Here is a 13,430-nt window from a genome sequence, read left to right on the forward strand (position 1 = left end):
ACACGAACCAAGCCGATGCCCGCGCCGTCGCCCACCGTTGCCCTGGCCCTCGGAGGCGGCGCCGCCTTGGGGTGGGCGCACATCGGCATCGTTCGCACGCTGGTGGAACGCGGCGTGCACATCGATGCGGTGGCGGGCACGAGCATCGGCGCGGTGGTGGCCGCGTGCGTTGCCGCCGACAAGCTGGACGCGCTGGAGGATCTGGCCCGCTCCGCCACCGCGCTTACGGTGCTGCGCTATCTGGATGTCGGCTTTCGGGGCAGTATGCTCGGCGGGCGCACCATCGAGCGGCAGCTGCGTCGCCATTTCGGTGACCTGCGGCTGGAAGACCTGCCCCTGCCCTGCGCCACCGTGGCCGCTGATCTCGTCTCTGGAACCGAGGTGGTGCTGCGCGACGGCCCGGTCGTCGAGGCGGTGCGCGCGTCTCTCGCCATTCCGGGGCTGTTCAAGCCGGTGGTGAGAAATGACTACATGCTCGCCGACGGGGGACTGGTGAACCCGGTGCCCGTCTCGGCGGCCCGGCAGCTGAGCGCCTGCCCGGTGATCGCGGTGAACCTTCAGGGCGACTATATCAACCGCGCCGCCGCCACGGGCTTTCGCAAGGCGGCAGGCAACGCCCGCATTTCAGCCATCCGCACAACGCGGGCCTCGCTCGGCCTGTTGCTGTCCTCCCTTGCCAGACACGTTCTGGCCGCCAACCCGGCTGATCTCGTCATCACCCCGGCCATCGGCCATATCGAGGTGGGCGACTTCACCCGAGCCGAGGATCTGATCCAGGCCGGGCGGCGAGCCGCCGAGGACGCGTGGCCCACCATCGAAGCCCTGAATTGCATATAAAATAGCCAATCAAAAAGCTTTGCACTGTTTTTGGGCACGTCTGGCAACGACCAGGCGAGCTGCCTGCGCCTGCCTCTCCTGCGAATCCAAGCATTTAAGACAAACGGCTCAGCTTGGCACGCCGCCTGCAATGCTCCTGGCCACCGGCGCTGTTCTTCGCTGCGCCGGCCAGAGGGAGGCGGGCATGAAACTGATCATGGCGATCATCAAGCCCTACAGGCTCGAGGGGGTCCGCGATGCGCTGACCGCTGTCGGCGTGCAGGGAATGACCGTGAGCGAAGTCAGAGGCTTTGGCCGACAAAAGGGCCAGACCGAGATTTATCGCGGCGCCGAGTACACCACCAACATGGTGCCCAAGCTGAAACTGGACGTGGTGGTTGGCGACGACATGGCCGATCGCGCGGTCGAGGCCATCCAGCAAGCCGGGCAGACCGGCAGCATCGGCGACGGCAAGATTTTCGTCATCGACGTGGCCGAGGCCATCCGCATCCGCACCAATGAGCGGGCCGAACTGGCGCTGTAGGACAAGGGTAGCAACAATGCAGAAGCTTTTACGGAAATTCGCAGGCAGCGCTGCCGGTCTGGGCACGGCGCTGGCAACCACCGCCGCGCTGGCGCAAGACGCCGCACTGGCTCATGCCGGGCCAGTGCCCGACAAGGGCGACACCGCCTGGATGATGCTGTCGACCATTCTGGTCCTGCTCATGATCGTGCCGGGGCTGGCCCTGTTCTACGGCGGCCTGGTGCGCGCCAAGAACATGCTCTCGGTGCTGATGCAGGTGCTCTCCATCACCTGCCTGATGATGATTCTGTGGGTATTTTACGGCTACAGCCTCGCCTTCAACGGCGGCAACGCCATCATCGGCGACCTCGGCAAGGCGTTCCTCGCCGGCATCACGCCGGACTCGACCGCCGCCACCTTCTCCGACGGCGTTGTGATCCCCGAGTTCGTGTTCGTCTGCTTCCAGATGACCTTCGCCGCCATTACGCCCGCGCTCATCGTCGGCGCGTTCGCCGAGCGGATGAAGTTCGCCGCCGTCATGGTGTTCATGGCCCTGTGGTTCACCGTCGTCTACCTGCCGATGGCCCACATGGTGTGGAGCGGCGAAGGCTACCTGTTCAACCTCGGCGCGCTCGACTTCGCAGGCGGCACCGTGGTGCACATCAACGCGGGCGTCGCGGGGCTCGTCGGCTGCATCATCGCGGGCAAACGCATCGGCTATGGCCGGGAAGCCCTGACGCCCCACTCCCTCACCCTGACCATGGTAGGCGCAGCCCTGCTGTGGTTCGGCTGGTTCGGCTTCAACGCGGGCTCGAACCTTGAAGCCAACGGCGGCGCGGCGCTCGCCCTCATCAACACCTTCCTCGCCACGGCGGGCGCGGCGCTCGGCTGGCTCGTGGTCGAATGGCTGGGCAAGGGCAAGCCGTCGCTCCTCGGCGTGGTCTCGGGCGTGATCGCCGGTCTCGTCGCCGTCACCCCGGCGGCGGGCCTTGCCGGGCCAATGGGCTCCATCGTGCTGGGCGTGGTCGCCTCGGTCGTCTGCTACTTCTTCTGCACCACCGTGAAGAACAGGCTGGGCTACGACGACTCGCTGGACGTGTTCAACATCCACGGCGTTGGCGGCATCGTCGGCTCCATCGGCACCGGCATCCTCGTTGCCCCCGCGCTGGGCGGCGTCGGCATCGACGGCTACGCCATGGGCCATCAAGTGTGGGTGCAGGTCGTCGCCACGGCCATCGCCATCCTGTGGTCCGGCATCGGCTCGGCCATCCTCTACTTCATCGTCGACAAGGTTGTCGGCCTGCGCGTCGCGGCCGACCAGGAACGCGAAGGCCTCGACCTCTCCGAACACGGCGAGCGGGCCTATCACCACTGATTTCACGAACGTTCCCTCAGAACGTCGCCTTGGGAGCTGGAGGCTTAAGGTCTCCAGCTCTCTCTTTTTATTGCTTGGGCGCGTCGTCTGGTTGGCGCGACCGCAGCCGGGGCGGCGCGAAGGGATCGGGAAAGGCGGGCAGATACCAGCCATAACGAAGGGCCCCCGCGCGCAGCAGGAACGCGGCCATGAAGGCAATGGCCATGGCGTAGCGCGGCAGCAGCCCTAAGGTGAACAGCACGGCGTAGAGGCCCGCGCCGAGGATGGCGGCGGTCATGTAGATTTCCCGCTTGATGATGGCGGAGGGCTGGCCGGCCAGCACATCGCGGATGACCCCGCCGAAGCTGGCGGTAAGCATCCCCATGGCGGCGGCGATGAGCGGGTGGACGCCAACCGCCAGCGCCTTGGACGCGCCGAGGATGGCATAGGCCGACAGGCCCACTGCATCGAGCCACAGCAGCGCCTGTTCCCGCCAGCGGCGCGGGCCGCCCGTCACCCACACCAGCACCGCCATGCCGATGCAGATGGCGACGTAATCCGCGTTTCGCACCCAGAACACCGGCACATCGAGGAGGACATCGCGCAGCGTGCCGCCGCCAATGCCGGTGACCGCCGCGAAGAAGGCAAAGGTGATGATATCGCCCCGGATCTTGGCGGCGGCGAGCGCCCCGGTTGCGGCGAAGACCGCAACGCCCGCGTAATCGAGCGCCATAATCAGGCTTTCCGATGCAACCACGTCAGCATCCTTCCGATGGAGGACAGGCCGAACGGCCCCCTGTTGAGAACAAGAACGAAGGAAGGGTTCAGGAGATGGTCAACACCAGCTTGCCGCGCACATGCCCCGCCTCGCTCCGCCGGTGCGCCTCGGCAATGCGCTCGAGCGGCAGGGTCTCGATCTCCGGCAGGGAAACGGCGCCTGACGCCACCAGACCGGCTAGCTCCGCCAGCTGGCCGCCATCAGGGCGAACCGAGAGCCGCGTGGCCGCCAGATCCTTGTGGGCGCACTGGTCATGGTCAGGCTGATCGCACAGGCTGACCAGCGTGCCGCCCGCCTTCACCAGGGCGTAGGACAGCTCCAGCGTCTCACCGCCGATGGTATCGAGCACCATGTCCACCCCTTCGGGCGCGACGGCCAGCACCCCGGCCTTCAGGTCCGGCGCGCCATAATCGATCACCGAGTCGGCCCCCAGCTCGCGCAGGTAATCCCCATTGGCTGGGCTGGCCGTGCCGATGACGCTTGCGCCGCGCTCGCGGGCAATGCCCACCGCGAGCGAGCCGACGCCGCCCGCCGCGCCGTGAATGAGCACCGTTTGCCCCGCCTCGATGCGCGCAAAGTCCCGGAGCGCCTGCCAGGCGGTGAGCCCCGCCACCGGCAGCGCTGCCGCCTGCGTATCGTCCAGGCTCTGGGGCGTGTGGATGGCCGCGGCGGCAGGCACCGTCACATATTCGGCGCACGCGCCCCACTGGACCAGCGGCTTCTTGGTGCAGGCCATCACCCGCATGCCTGGCGCCAGGCCCTTCACCCCCTCGCCCACGGCCGCCACCTCGCCCGCGGCATCCCAGCCGGGAATGATGGGAAAGGCATAGGGCAGAACCGCCTTGAGCTGGCCCTGCCGGATCTTCCAGTCGACCGGATTGACCCCGGCGGCCCGCACACGGATGAGCACTTCGCCAGGGGCCAGTTCCGGCTCCGGCAGGTCTCCCACGTTCAGAAGTTCGGCGCCGCCGAACCGCGCGTAATAGGCCGCCTTCACACCCGCCTCACATGTTGTCGTGCTTCAACTTTTCCATCAGGCCGGTCATGGGAGTGAGATCATACCCTGCCTGGCCGGCCAGCGTCACCAACTCCTGCGGCTCCGCCCCGGTCTTGGCCCGCGCCAACGCCCACAGGGTTGTCGAGCGCATGCCGGACCGACAGAACGCGAGGATCGGCCCACCTGCTCCCTCCAGCGCCGCCTCAGTCTGGCCGATGTGGTCCATCGTCAGGCCGCCGCCGCTGAGAGGGATATGGCGATACGCAAGCCCTGCCGCACGGGCCGCCTCGGCAATCTCCTCCGCCGATGGCTGGCCCGTTTCCTCCCCGTCAGGGCGGTTATTGATGACCAGGGCGTAGCCTTCGGCCGCGGCCGCCGCCATGTCTTCCGGCTGCAATTGTCCCGCCACCGCGAAGCCGGGCGTCAGCACACGAAACATATATCTCTCCCGTCTTTGGAGCCTGCTCTGGTTTCCCCTATATTAAAAGATTGACACTCCGTTGCTAGCAGGAACGCTCTCGAGCCGCGCTCGATGACCAAAAAGGGCCTTGTTAATGACGTTGCCGAACATTCTTTGCGTGCTGCGCCTGATAGCGGCGCCGGTCGTCGCGGCCCTGATCTACGGCGGCGAGGCAGTGCTGGCGGCGGCCCTGTTCGCCTGCTCGGCCATCACGGATGCCGTTGACGGCTATCTCGCCCGGCGCTGGCGACAGGTGAGCCTGCTCGGGCAGATGCTCGACCCCCTGGCCGACAAGGCGCTCATCAACCTGTCGTACATCGCCGCGGCCGCCAGCGGCTACTTGCCGTGGTGGCTGGCGCTCTTGGTGCTGGCCCGCGACGTCATCATCCTGGCGGGCGCCATTGCCAGCCGGGTGTTCGGCCTTGGCCACGACCTGCTGCCGCTCGCCATCGGCAAGATCTCGACCGCCCTGCAGATGGTCCTGATGGTGGTCACGCTCGCCAGCGCCGTGCTTGGCCCTGCGACCTTCGCCATTCCCAATGCGCTGGTCGTCGCGGTCACCCTCGCCACCGTGGCATCGGGCATTCTCTACGCCGCCTCCTGGCTGGTGCACCTGGCAACGCGCCGCCAGCCCGTACCCTGAACGCGAAGGCCACACTCGAAAAAAGAACGGCGCCGGTTCACCACCAGCGCCGTTCCTGAAAAAGCAGGGATGCGGACCCCTTGGGAGCCTACTTCAGCTGCAGGCGGGCCACATACTGGCTCACCGCCGGGCCGATATCCTCCCGCTCCAGCGCGAAGGCGATGTTGGCCATGACGTGGCCGGCCTTGTCGCCGCAATCGAACCGCGTGCCCTCGAAATGGAAACCGTGGGTCGGGATAACGGTCAACGCCTTGGCGATGGCGTCGGTCAGCTGGATTTCGCCGCCCGCGCCCGACTGCTGGTTGCTGAGAATGTCCAGCACCACCGGCTGGAGGATGTAGCGGCCGATGATGGCGGTACGCGACGGAGCCTCCTCCGGCTTCGGCTTCTCGACCAGGCCCTTGATCTCGACGAGGCGATCCTTGCGCTCGCCCGGCGCGACGATGCCGTAGCGGTTGGTGTGCTCCTGCGGCACCTCGGTCACGGCGACGATGTTGCCGCCCACCTCGTCGTAGGCCTCGACCATCTGCTTGAGGCACGGCACGTCGCTTTTGATAAGGTCGTCGGCCAGCAGCACGGCGAAGGGCTCGTTGTGCACCAGATGGCGCGCGCACCATACGGCATGGCCGAGGCCCAGCGGCTCTTGCTGGCGGGTATAGGAGATGGAGCCCGGAGGGCCGGGAATCTCGTGCAATTCGGTCAGAATGCCGTTCTTCTCCCGGTTGCTGAGCACCTGCTCCAGCTCCGCCGCGTAATCGAAGTGGTCTTCAATGGCGGTCTTGCCGCGACCGGTGACGAAGATGATCTCCTCGATGCCAGCCGCCCGGGCTTCCTCCACGGCATACTGAATGAGAGGCTTGTCGACGATGGGGAGCATTTCCTTCGGCATGGCCTTGGTGGCCGGAAGGAAGCGGGTGCCCAAACCGCCGACGGGAAACACTGCAATGCGAACCGGTTTCATCAGACTCCTTTCACGCCGACTGGGGAAAGCGCCGCTTTGTAACGGGGCCAGCCGTCAATTTCAAACGGAACCCCAGGCACAGCTGCGCCATATCCCGCCAACTTGGTGCGCCAGGGGCATGCGGCAAGGGTTAGAACTGGCGGAGCAGGCGCAGGTAGTAGGCGCGCTCCTCGGCGCTGCGACGCGGATCAGCCGCCTTTTCCTCCAACTCATGACGGATGGCATCGACCATGCGGCGCTCGTTGCCATCGGGCAGGCGGAACTCGGGCCCCAGCCCGCCGCCGCTGAACCGGCCGAGCGGATCAAGCCCGCTGCCCATGCCACCGCCCGGCGTCTGGCCAGAGGCCACGCTCTGGGCTTGTAGCGCTTCCTGCGCGTCGGCCAACGCCTCCATGGCGCGGCTTTGAGCCTGAAGCGCGGCCTCCAGCTTGCCGCCAGAGAGCGCTTCCGCCGCCGCGGACATGGCCTGCCGGGCCTCGCCCAAAGCCGGGGGCGCATTCACGCCCGCCTGTCGCAGCCGGTCGCCCAGCGCGCCGGCTTGCTGCGATAGCTGCGATTGAGTCTGGCCGAGGTCGCGCAGGGCCTGGCTGTTCCCGCCCAGCGCATTGCTGAGCCCTGCGCCGATGGTCTGGCCCAGCACGTCCCGCTGCTGGCTCTCCAACCCCCGCAGGCCCGCCATGGCCTCGTTGACGGCGGAGGACGCGCCCGACGGGCTGCCCGCCATCCGCAGGTTCTCGATCAGCGCCCGCAAGGTCTCCAGCGCACGCCGCGCCCCGGCTTCATCGCCCGCTGCCATGCGCTCGCGCAGGTCGGAGAGCAGATCGCCCAGTGCCGCCGCGTCGATCATGCGCGCGCCCGACATGTCAGCCCCGGAGGGCATGGGCGGCGCTTCGCTGATGATCTGGCTGAGATAGGCGGCCAAAGACTGGGTGAGCCGGTCCGACATCTCGGCCAGTTCCGCCTCGTTCGCCTGGCCCATGCGCGCCGCCAGCTCATCAAGGCTGCGCCGCAGGTCGGACAGCTGCCGTCCCTGCTCGCCCTCCTCGACCGCGACGGCCACATCCCACAGCAGGCGGGCGGCCGACCAGCCGCGCGGGTCCTCCCGGTCGTAGCGCAGACGCCAGAAGGCGCTCCGCAGGCCGGAGAAAACGCTGAAATCGCCCCCCATAGGCCCCGATGTCGGTAGCGGCCTCGGTCAGCTTCTTGCCCACCAGCGCCCGCGAAGAGGGCTGGTCCAGCAACTCCTTGCGGAGGGCGATGATCCGCCGCGCAAACGGATGGGTGAAGCGCCGCTCCGGCAGCTTCAGGGTCAGCGCCGCGCTCTGCCCCCGGTTGCCCGCCGCATCCACGGCCACCAGACGCAGCTGCACCGTATGCCCGGCCCAGGGATCGGGCGTGAAATCCATGTAGATGACCCCATCACCCTGCTGCGGCGGGGAAGATGGGGGAAAGACGCGGGTTTCTTCGTTGAGGGAAACCTCGAAGAACCAGCGGGTCGCGCCGAAATCATCGGCGATGCGATACGGCAAGCGCAGCGCCTGGGTGGCGGTAACAGTGGGCAAGCCGGTGAGCGCGACGCGGGGAGCCTTGTCGGGCACAAGGGCGATGTCGAGGCTGGCCACGGTCCGCAGCCCCTGCCGGATGCGCCAGACGCCGCCGGTCCTGATCTTCGTGCTCGCCGACAGGCCGTCCGCCACCGGCTGGAAGTCGATCCTGTCCCCTTTCGCCGGGATCAGGGTCAGGTCCCCGTCCGTCCCTCGCGCCACGAAACGCACCGTGCTGCCCGCAAGCGCGGCAAAGGCCAGACGCCCGTCACCCTGCACAGTGTGGAATACGGCCGGACGGCCGGTGTAGGCAGGCGGCGTCACCACGATCTCCACGGTGACATCCGCCAGCGAGGTCAGCCAGGGCGAGAGGGCGTCCTCGACGCGCCAGCGGGCATCGCGCCCCGCGACCAGCATGCCCAGAACCAGCCCCAGCACCACCAGAGCGCCCAGCCCCCAGCGATCTGCCGAAACCACATCGACGCGCGGCAGCGGCAGGCGCGCGTGCCCGGCGGCAAGCGATGCATCCTCGCGGGCATGGTCCCACAGCTGGGTGGAGAGGGCGTCTCCCTCCTGCGCCAGCGCGGGACGATCGCCCAGAACGGCGAGAAGGCCGCGCGGCAGGGCCGAGCGGGCCTCGATCAGCGCCAGCCCCTGCCGAGCCGTGGGCCATTGGATGGACCTCCACAGCCGCCAGGTGGTCCAGAGCACGAACAGGCTGACGCCCAACAGGCAGAGCCAGCGCACGAAGCCCGGAACCGCCGCCCAGACGCCCAGCAGCGCCAGTGCAACGAACAGGCCGCCGGCGGCCACCACCGCCGCCAGATAGGGAAACGCCCGCTCCAGCCACAGCACCGCCCGCGCCAATTGCACACGGCGCACGAGCCAGGGCGGCAAGGATGCCTCCTTACCGCTCAAGGCTTCCGAGAACTGGCTCGGCCGGGCCATCTGGCCGCCTCCCGTGCCGTGGCACTTTCGCTTGTCTGACCCCTTAAGAATTGAGCCAGGGCGGCAGTCTGTCGAGTCCTATCAGATCATCATAGGTCGGCCGGGGCCGGACAACCGCGAATTCGCCGCCTTTGACCAGCACCTCCGGCACCAGAAGCCGGGTATTGTAGGTGGACGCCATGACCGCGCCGTAAGCCCCCGCCGAGTGAAGGACCACAAGATCCCCTTCCTTCACGGCGGGCATCTCCCGGTCGGTGGCGAAGGTGTCGCCCGTCTCGCACACCGGGCCGACGAGGGTGGCGGTGATGCGCGGCGTTATCGCCTGCGGCTCGGCCACCGGCGCAATGTCGTGGTGCGCGTCGTAGAGCGAGGGACGGATGAGGTCGTTCATGGCGGCATCCACCACCACGAAGGTCTTCTTCGTTGCCTGCTTCACGTAGATGACGCGGGTGACCAGAATACCCGCGTTACCAACGATCAACCGGCCGGGCTCGAGGATCAGGCGCACGCCCCAGTTGTGGGTGATGCGGTTGACCATCGCGCCGTAGGCGATCGGCAGCGGCGGGGCCTCGCTGTCCTCGTAGTAGGGAATGCCAAGGCCACCGCCGAGGTCCGCCCGCTCGATGGCGTGGCCGTCCTCGCGCAGCATCTGAATAAGCTTGCCGACGCGGGCAAAGGCTTCCTCGAACGGCATCAGATCGGTGAGCTGGCTGCCGATGTGCACATCAACGCCGACCACCCGGATGCCCGGAAGCGCGGCCGCCCGCGCGTAGATTTCCCGCGCCCGGTCCCACGGCACGCCGAACTTGTTCTCCGCCTTGCCGGTGGAAATCTTGGCGTGGGTCTTGGCATCCACGTCCGGATTGACGCGAAAGGCGATGTTGGCGGTAAGGCCGAGACCGGAGGCGACTTCGCTCAGCGCGTCCAGCTCCGGTTCGGACTCGACGTTGAACTGATAGATGCCCGCCTGAAGGCCCGCCGCCATTTCCTCGCGGGTTTTACCGACGCCGGAGAAGACGATGCGCTCCGACGGCACGCCGGCCGCCAGCGCCCGCTTCAACTCGCCGAGCGAGACCACGTCCGCCCCCGCGCCGCGACGGGCCAGGGTCGAGATGACCGCCTGGTTGGAGTTGGATTTGACCGCAAAGCACACCAGCGCATCCAGCCCTTCAAGGGACTGGGCGAACACGTCGAAGTGCCGCTCAAGCGTGGCGGTGGAATAGCAGTAGAAGGGCGTGCCAACGGCTTCGGCCATCTTGGCGACGGGTACGTCCTCGGCGAACAGCTGCCCGTCCCGGTAAGCGAAATGACGCATGGCTCAGTTCCTCGGGCCTTCGGCTGTCGTCGAAGGCGTAGAAAGTTCTCTCGATGCCGGCGGCTGGGGATGCGCCGGCACAGGCGCTGGCGGCTGGATGCCCCCGCTCTTCTCCACCCAAATCGGCGCGGGCGGCTGCGTGCCGGCCGGCGGCTCCAGCGCGCCGCGCTTGCCGCACGCGGCAACGGCGAGAAGGCCGATCAAGGCAAGAGCAGTGCGGTTCATAGGCCCAGTTCCTTCAGCCCCAGTTCTTTCCGGGCAGCCTCCACCTGCGCCTGCACCTGGCTCGGCGCGGTGCCGCCATAGCTCTTGCGGCTGGCAACGGACGCCTCGACGGTGAGAACCGAGTAGACATCCGCGGTGATGCGCGCATCGATGGTCTTCAGGTCGTCCAGCGACAACTCATGAAGCATGACGCCCCGGCTCTCCGCCAGTTTCACGGCATTGCCGGTGATGTGGTGGGCATCGCGGAACGGCACGCCCGCCGCGCGCACCAGCCAGTCGGCCAGGTCTGTCGCGGTGGAGAAGCCGGAGGCGGCAGCCGCGCGCATGGGCTCGGCGTTGAACACCAGCGTCTCGACCATGCCGGTGGTGGCGGCAAGGCACAGGGCAAGCGTGTCGAACGCCTCGAACACCGGCACCTTGTCTTCCTGCATGTCCTTGGAATAGGCGAGCGGCAGGCCCTTCATCACCACCGCCAGCCGCTGGAAGTTGCCGAGCAGGTGCCCGGCCTTGGCGCGCACCAGCTCCGCCGCATCCGGGTTGCGCTTCTGCGGCATGATGGAGGAGCCGGTGGAGAAGGCATCCGGCAGGCTGACGAACCGGTAGGGCTGGCTCGCCCAGATGATGATCTCTTCCGCCAGGCGCGACAGGTGCAGGCCCGCCAGGCCCGCCGCCGAGAGGAACTCTAGCGCGAAATCGCGGTCCGACACGGAATCGAGGCTGTTGGCGGTCGGCCGGTCGAAGCCGAGCGCCGCGGCCGTGTTGAAACGGTCCGTCGGGAAGCTGGTGCCAGCCAGCGCCGCCGCGCCCAGCGGGCACTCGTTCAGCCGCTTGCGGGCATCCTGAAAACGCCCGCGATCGCGGCGAATCATCTCGTAATAGGCCATCAGGTGATGACCAAGGGTAACGGGCTGCGCCACTTGCAGGTGAGTGAAGCCGGGCATCACCGTCTCCACATGCTCCGCGGCGCGAGTGACCAGGGCCACCTGAAGCGCGCGCAGGGCAGCGTCGATCTGGTCGATGGCGTCACGCACCCAGAGCTTGAAATCGGTCGCTACCTGATCGTTGCGGGAGCGGGCGACATGCAGCCGCTTGGCGGGCTCGCCGATCAGCTGGGCGAGGCGCGCCTCCACATGCATGTGGATGTCCTCAAGCGCGGGGTCTTCCACCAGCTTGCCCGCCTCGATCTCGGCGGCGACCTGATCGAGCCCGGCCTGGATGGCAGCATTATCCTCGGGCGACAGGATGCCCTGCGCGGCGGCCATGGCGGCGTGGGCCTTCGATCCGGCAATGTCCTGTTTCCACAGGCGCTTGTCGAAGCCGATCGATGCGTTAATCTCCGTCATGACCGAAGACGGTCCGCCACTGAAACGACCGCCCCACAACTGGTTGGCCGCCTTGCTGTTCGCCATCTGCCTTATCCCGACCTCAGGAGCCTACACTCATGTACCAAGCACGCAACGGTTGCCGCAGCAATGCACGCCATGGCGCATACGGCCTTGCGCTTCTCGCCGCAAGCGCCTTGGCCCCGCTCAGCACGGCGCTGGCCGCCCCGATCGAGGCGACAGCCCCGGCCGTGACCGTCCTCAAGGCCGGGCGGCTGGTGGACGTGGCGACGGGCAAGGTGAAGACGGATCAGGTCCTCATCATTTCGGGCGATACCATCACGAGCGTAGGCCCCGCAGGTTCCACCGCCATTCCGGCGGGCGCAAGCGTCATCGACCTGTCGGACTCGACGGTGATGCCGGGCTTCATCGATACCCACACCCACGTGACCGCCAACCCTTTTGAGGGCAGCTACGAGGGGCTGGCGACCTCCATCCTCCGCGCCACGGTGCGGGGCGTCGCCAACGCGCAGAAAATGCTGCTGGCAGGCTTCACCACCGTTCGCGATGTGGGCGCGCCGGGCTTCTCGGACGTGGCGATTCGCGATGCCATTGCCGACGGCGAGGTGCCGGGGCCGCGCATGCTGGTCTCGGGCCCGGCGCTGGGCATTACCGGCGGGCACTGCGACAACAACATGCTGCCGCCCGAATACGAGGACAAGAGCGAGGGCGTGGCCGACGGACCGACGGAAGTGCGCCGCGTGGTGCGCCGCAACGTGAAGTATGGCGTCGATGTCATCAAATACTGCGGCACGGGCGGCGTCTTCTCCAAGGGTACGCAGGTGGGCGCGCAGCAGTACACCGAGGAGGAAATGCGAGCGCTGATCGATGAGGCGCACATGCACGGCCGCAAGGTCGCCGTGCATGCCCACGGCACCGAAGGCATCAAGGCGGCGCTGCGAAGTGGCGTCGATACGGTGGAGCACGCCAGCATGATTGATGACGAGGGAATTGCGCTCGCCAAGAAGACCGGCGCGTTCCTCTCCATGGACATCTACAACACCGAATTCACCCAAAGCTACGGCAAGGCCCACGGCGTGCTGGAGGAGTTCCTGCGGAAGGACCGGGAAGTGGCGCAGGTGCAGCGCGACAACTTCAAGAAGGCCGTGCAGGCTGGCGTGAAGCTGACACTGGGTTCGGACGCGGGCGTCTACCCCCACGGCGACGGCGGCAAGCAGTTCGCGGTGATGGTGGAATACGGCATGACGCCGATGCAGGCCATCCAGGCCGCCACCCTCAACGGCGCGCAGGCGCTGGGCGTGGAGAAATCCTGGGGCCAGCTCGCCCCCGGCCTCAAGGCGGATATCGTCGCGGTGAAGGGCGATCCCATCGCCAACATCCGCGAGCTGGAAACCGTGGACTTCGTGATGAAGGGCGGCACCATCTACAAGAACGAGCTGGCCCTGAACCCGTAAGTGGAGGGGCGCGGCACAGAGCCCCACGGGGGCGCGCGGGGCTTGGCCCGGCGCGCCCTTTTCTTTACC

The 13,430-nt window shown here is 67.3% G+C and carries 13 protein-coding genes and 1 pseudogene; 5 read left to right on the forward strand and 9 right to left on the reverse strand.

The window, feature by feature from the left end; all coding sequences use genetic code 11:
• The first annotated feature begins 15 nt into the window (after positions 1-15).
• From L0C21_RS00570 to L0C21_RS00580, 3 genes are all read left to right on the forward strand, one after another.
• Complete coding sequence (locus L0C21_RS00570) at positions 16-837, forward strand: patatin-like phospholipase family protein (RefSeq protein WP_259276526.1); 822 nt, start codon at positions 16-18, stop codon at positions 835-837.
• 184 nt (positions 838-1,021) lie between these two features.
• Positions 1,022-1,360, forward strand: a complete 339-nt coding sequence (locus L0C21_RS00575; RefSeq protein WP_259276527.1) for a P-II family nitrogen regulator — start codon at positions 1,022-1,024, stop codon at positions 1,358-1,360.
• 16 nt (positions 1,361-1,376) lie between these two features.
• A complete protein-coding gene (locus L0C21_RS00580; protein ID WP_259276528.1) occupies positions 1,377-2,714 on the forward strand; it encodes an ammonium transporter in 1,338 nt (445 codons plus the stop codon).
• A gap of 67 nt (positions 2,715-2,781) precedes the next feature.
• Here L0C21_RS00580 and L0C21_RS00585 read toward each other — a convergent pair whose 3' ends face one another.
• From L0C21_RS00585 to L0C21_RS00595, 3 genes are all read right to left on the reverse strand, one after another.
• Positions 2,782-3,450, reverse strand: a complete 669-nt coding sequence (locus L0C21_RS00585) for a trimeric intracellular cation channel family protein (protein WP_259276529.1) — start codon at positions 3,448-3,450, stop codon at positions 2,782-2,784.
• Between the two features lie 67 nt (positions 3,451-3,517).
• Positions 3,518-4,468, reverse strand: a complete 951-nt coding sequence (locus L0C21_RS00590) for an NADP-dependent oxidoreductase (RefSeq protein ID WP_259276530.1) — start codon at positions 4,466-4,468, stop codon at positions 3,518-3,520.
• Between the two features lie 7 nt (positions 4,469-4,475).
• Complete coding sequence (locus L0C21_RS00595; protein WP_259276531.1) at positions 4,476-4,907, reverse strand: protein tyrosine phosphatase family protein; 432 nt, start codon at positions 4,905-4,907, stop codon at positions 4,476-4,478.
• 115 nt (positions 4,908-5,022) lie between these two features.
• Between L0C21_RS00595 and L0C21_RS00600 the strand changes: the two genes are divergently transcribed.
• Entirely contained in the window at positions 5,023-5,571 is a 549-nt protein-coding gene (locus tag L0C21_RS00600) for a CDP-alcohol phosphatidyltransferase family protein (protein ID WP_259276532.1), read from the forward strand.
• Positions 5,572-5,659: 88 nt separating this feature from the next.
• On the opposite strand, the gene galU is transcribed toward L0C21_RS00600, so the two are convergent.
• From galU to argH, 6 genes and pseudogenes are all read right to left on the reverse strand, one after another.
• Positions 5,660-6,532, reverse strand: a complete 873-nt coding sequence (gene galU, locus L0C21_RS00605; protein ID WP_259276533.1) for a UTP--glucose-1-phosphate uridylyltransferase GalU — start codon at positions 6,530-6,532, stop codon at positions 5,660-5,662.
• Between the two features lie 130 nt (positions 6,533-6,662).
• A complete protein-coding gene (locus L0C21_RS00610; protein WP_259276534.1) occupies positions 6,663-7,700 on the reverse strand; it encodes a DUF4175 family protein in 1,038 nt (345 codons plus the stop codon).
• A 37-nt stretch (positions 7,701-7,737) separates the two neighbouring features.
• Positions 7,738-9,024: pseudogene (locus tag L0C21_RS00615) on the reverse strand (DUF4175 family protein); the annotation flags it as partial.
• A 43-nt stretch (positions 9,025-9,067) separates the two neighbouring features.
• Positions 9,068-10,339 carry a diaminopimelate decarboxylase gene (gene lysA, locus L0C21_RS00620; protein ID WP_259276535.1) on the reverse strand — a complete coding sequence of 424 codons (1,272 nt, stop codon included), beginning with the start codon at positions 10,337-10,339 and terminating at the stop codon, positions 9,068-9,070.
• A gap of 3 nt (positions 10,340-10,342) precedes the next feature.
• A complete protein-coding gene (gene lptM, locus L0C21_RS00625) occupies positions 10,343-10,564 on the reverse strand; it encodes an LPS translocon maturation chaperone LptM (protein ID WP_259276536.1) in 222 nt (73 codons plus the stop codon).
• Positions 10,561-11,973, reverse strand: coding sequence for an argininosuccinate lyase (argH, locus tag L0C21_RS00630; protein WP_259276537.1), 1,413 nt, complete (start codon positions 11,971-11,973; stop codon positions 10,561-10,563). The genes lptM and argH overlap by 4 nt, the downstream gene beginning before the upstream one ends.
• 32 nt (positions 11,974-12,005) lie before the next feature.
• On the opposite strand from argH, the gene L0C21_RS00635 reads away from it, so the two are divergent.
• Positions 12,006-13,361 (forward strand): Xaa-Pro dipeptidase, encoded by a 1,356-nt coding sequence (locus L0C21_RS00635; RefSeq protein WP_259276538.1) that lies wholly within the window; start codon positions 12,006-12,008, stop codon positions 13,359-13,361.
• Positions 13,362-13,430 lie beyond the last annotated feature (69 nt).

The organism is Pedomonas mirosovicensis, assembly GCF_022569295.1.
Taxonomy (GTDB): Bacteria; Pseudomonadota; Alphaproteobacteria; order Sphingomonadales; family Sphingomonadaceae; genus Pedomonas; species Pedomonas mirosovicensis.

Excerpts from the sequence above, each read along its gene's own strand:
- L0C21_RS00570 (WP_259276526.1), top strand. The coding sequence starts at position 16 with ATGCCCGCGCCGTCGCCCACCGTTGCCCTGGCCCTCGGAGGCGGCGCC.
- L0C21_RS00595 (WP_259276531.1), bottom strand. The coding sequence starts at position 4,907 with ATGTTTCGTGTGCTGACGCCCGGCTTCGCGGTGGCGGGACAATTGCAG.
- L0C21_RS00580 (WP_259276528.1), top strand. The coding sequence starts at position 1,377 with ATGCAGAAGCTTTTACGGAAATTCGCAGGCAGCGCTGCCGGTCTGGGC.
- lptM (WP_259276536.1), bottom strand. The coding sequence starts at position 10,564 with ATGAACCGCACTGCTCTTGCCTTGATCGGCCTTCTCGCCGTTGCCGCG.
- L0C21_RS00600 (WP_259276532.1), top strand. The coding sequence starts at position 5,023 with ATGACGTTGCCGAACATTCTTTGCGTGCTGCGCCTGATAGCGGCGCCG.
- argH (WP_259276537.1), bottom strand. The coding sequence starts at position 11,973 with ATGGCGAACAGCAAGGCGGCCAACCAGTTGTGGGGCGGTCGTTTCAGT.
- galU (WP_259276533.1), bottom strand. The coding sequence starts at position 6,532 with ATGAAACCGGTTCGCATTGCAGTGTTTCCCGTCGGCGGTTTGGGCACC.
- lysA (WP_259276535.1), bottom strand. The coding sequence starts at position 10,339 with ATGCGTCATTTCGCTTACCGGGACGGGCAGCTGTTCGCCGAGGACGTA.
- L0C21_RS00635 (WP_259276538.1), top strand. The coding sequence starts at position 12,006 with ATGTACCAAGCACGCAACGGTTGCCGCAGCAATGCACGCCATGGCGCA.
- L0C21_RS00610 (WP_259276534.1), bottom strand. The coding sequence starts at position 7,700 with ATGGGGGGCGATTTCAGCGTTTTCTCCGGCCTGCGGAGCGCCTTCTGG.
- L0C21_RS00575 (WP_259276527.1), top strand. The coding sequence starts at position 1,022 with ATGAAACTGATCATGGCGATCATCAAGCCCTACAGGCTCGAGGGGGTC.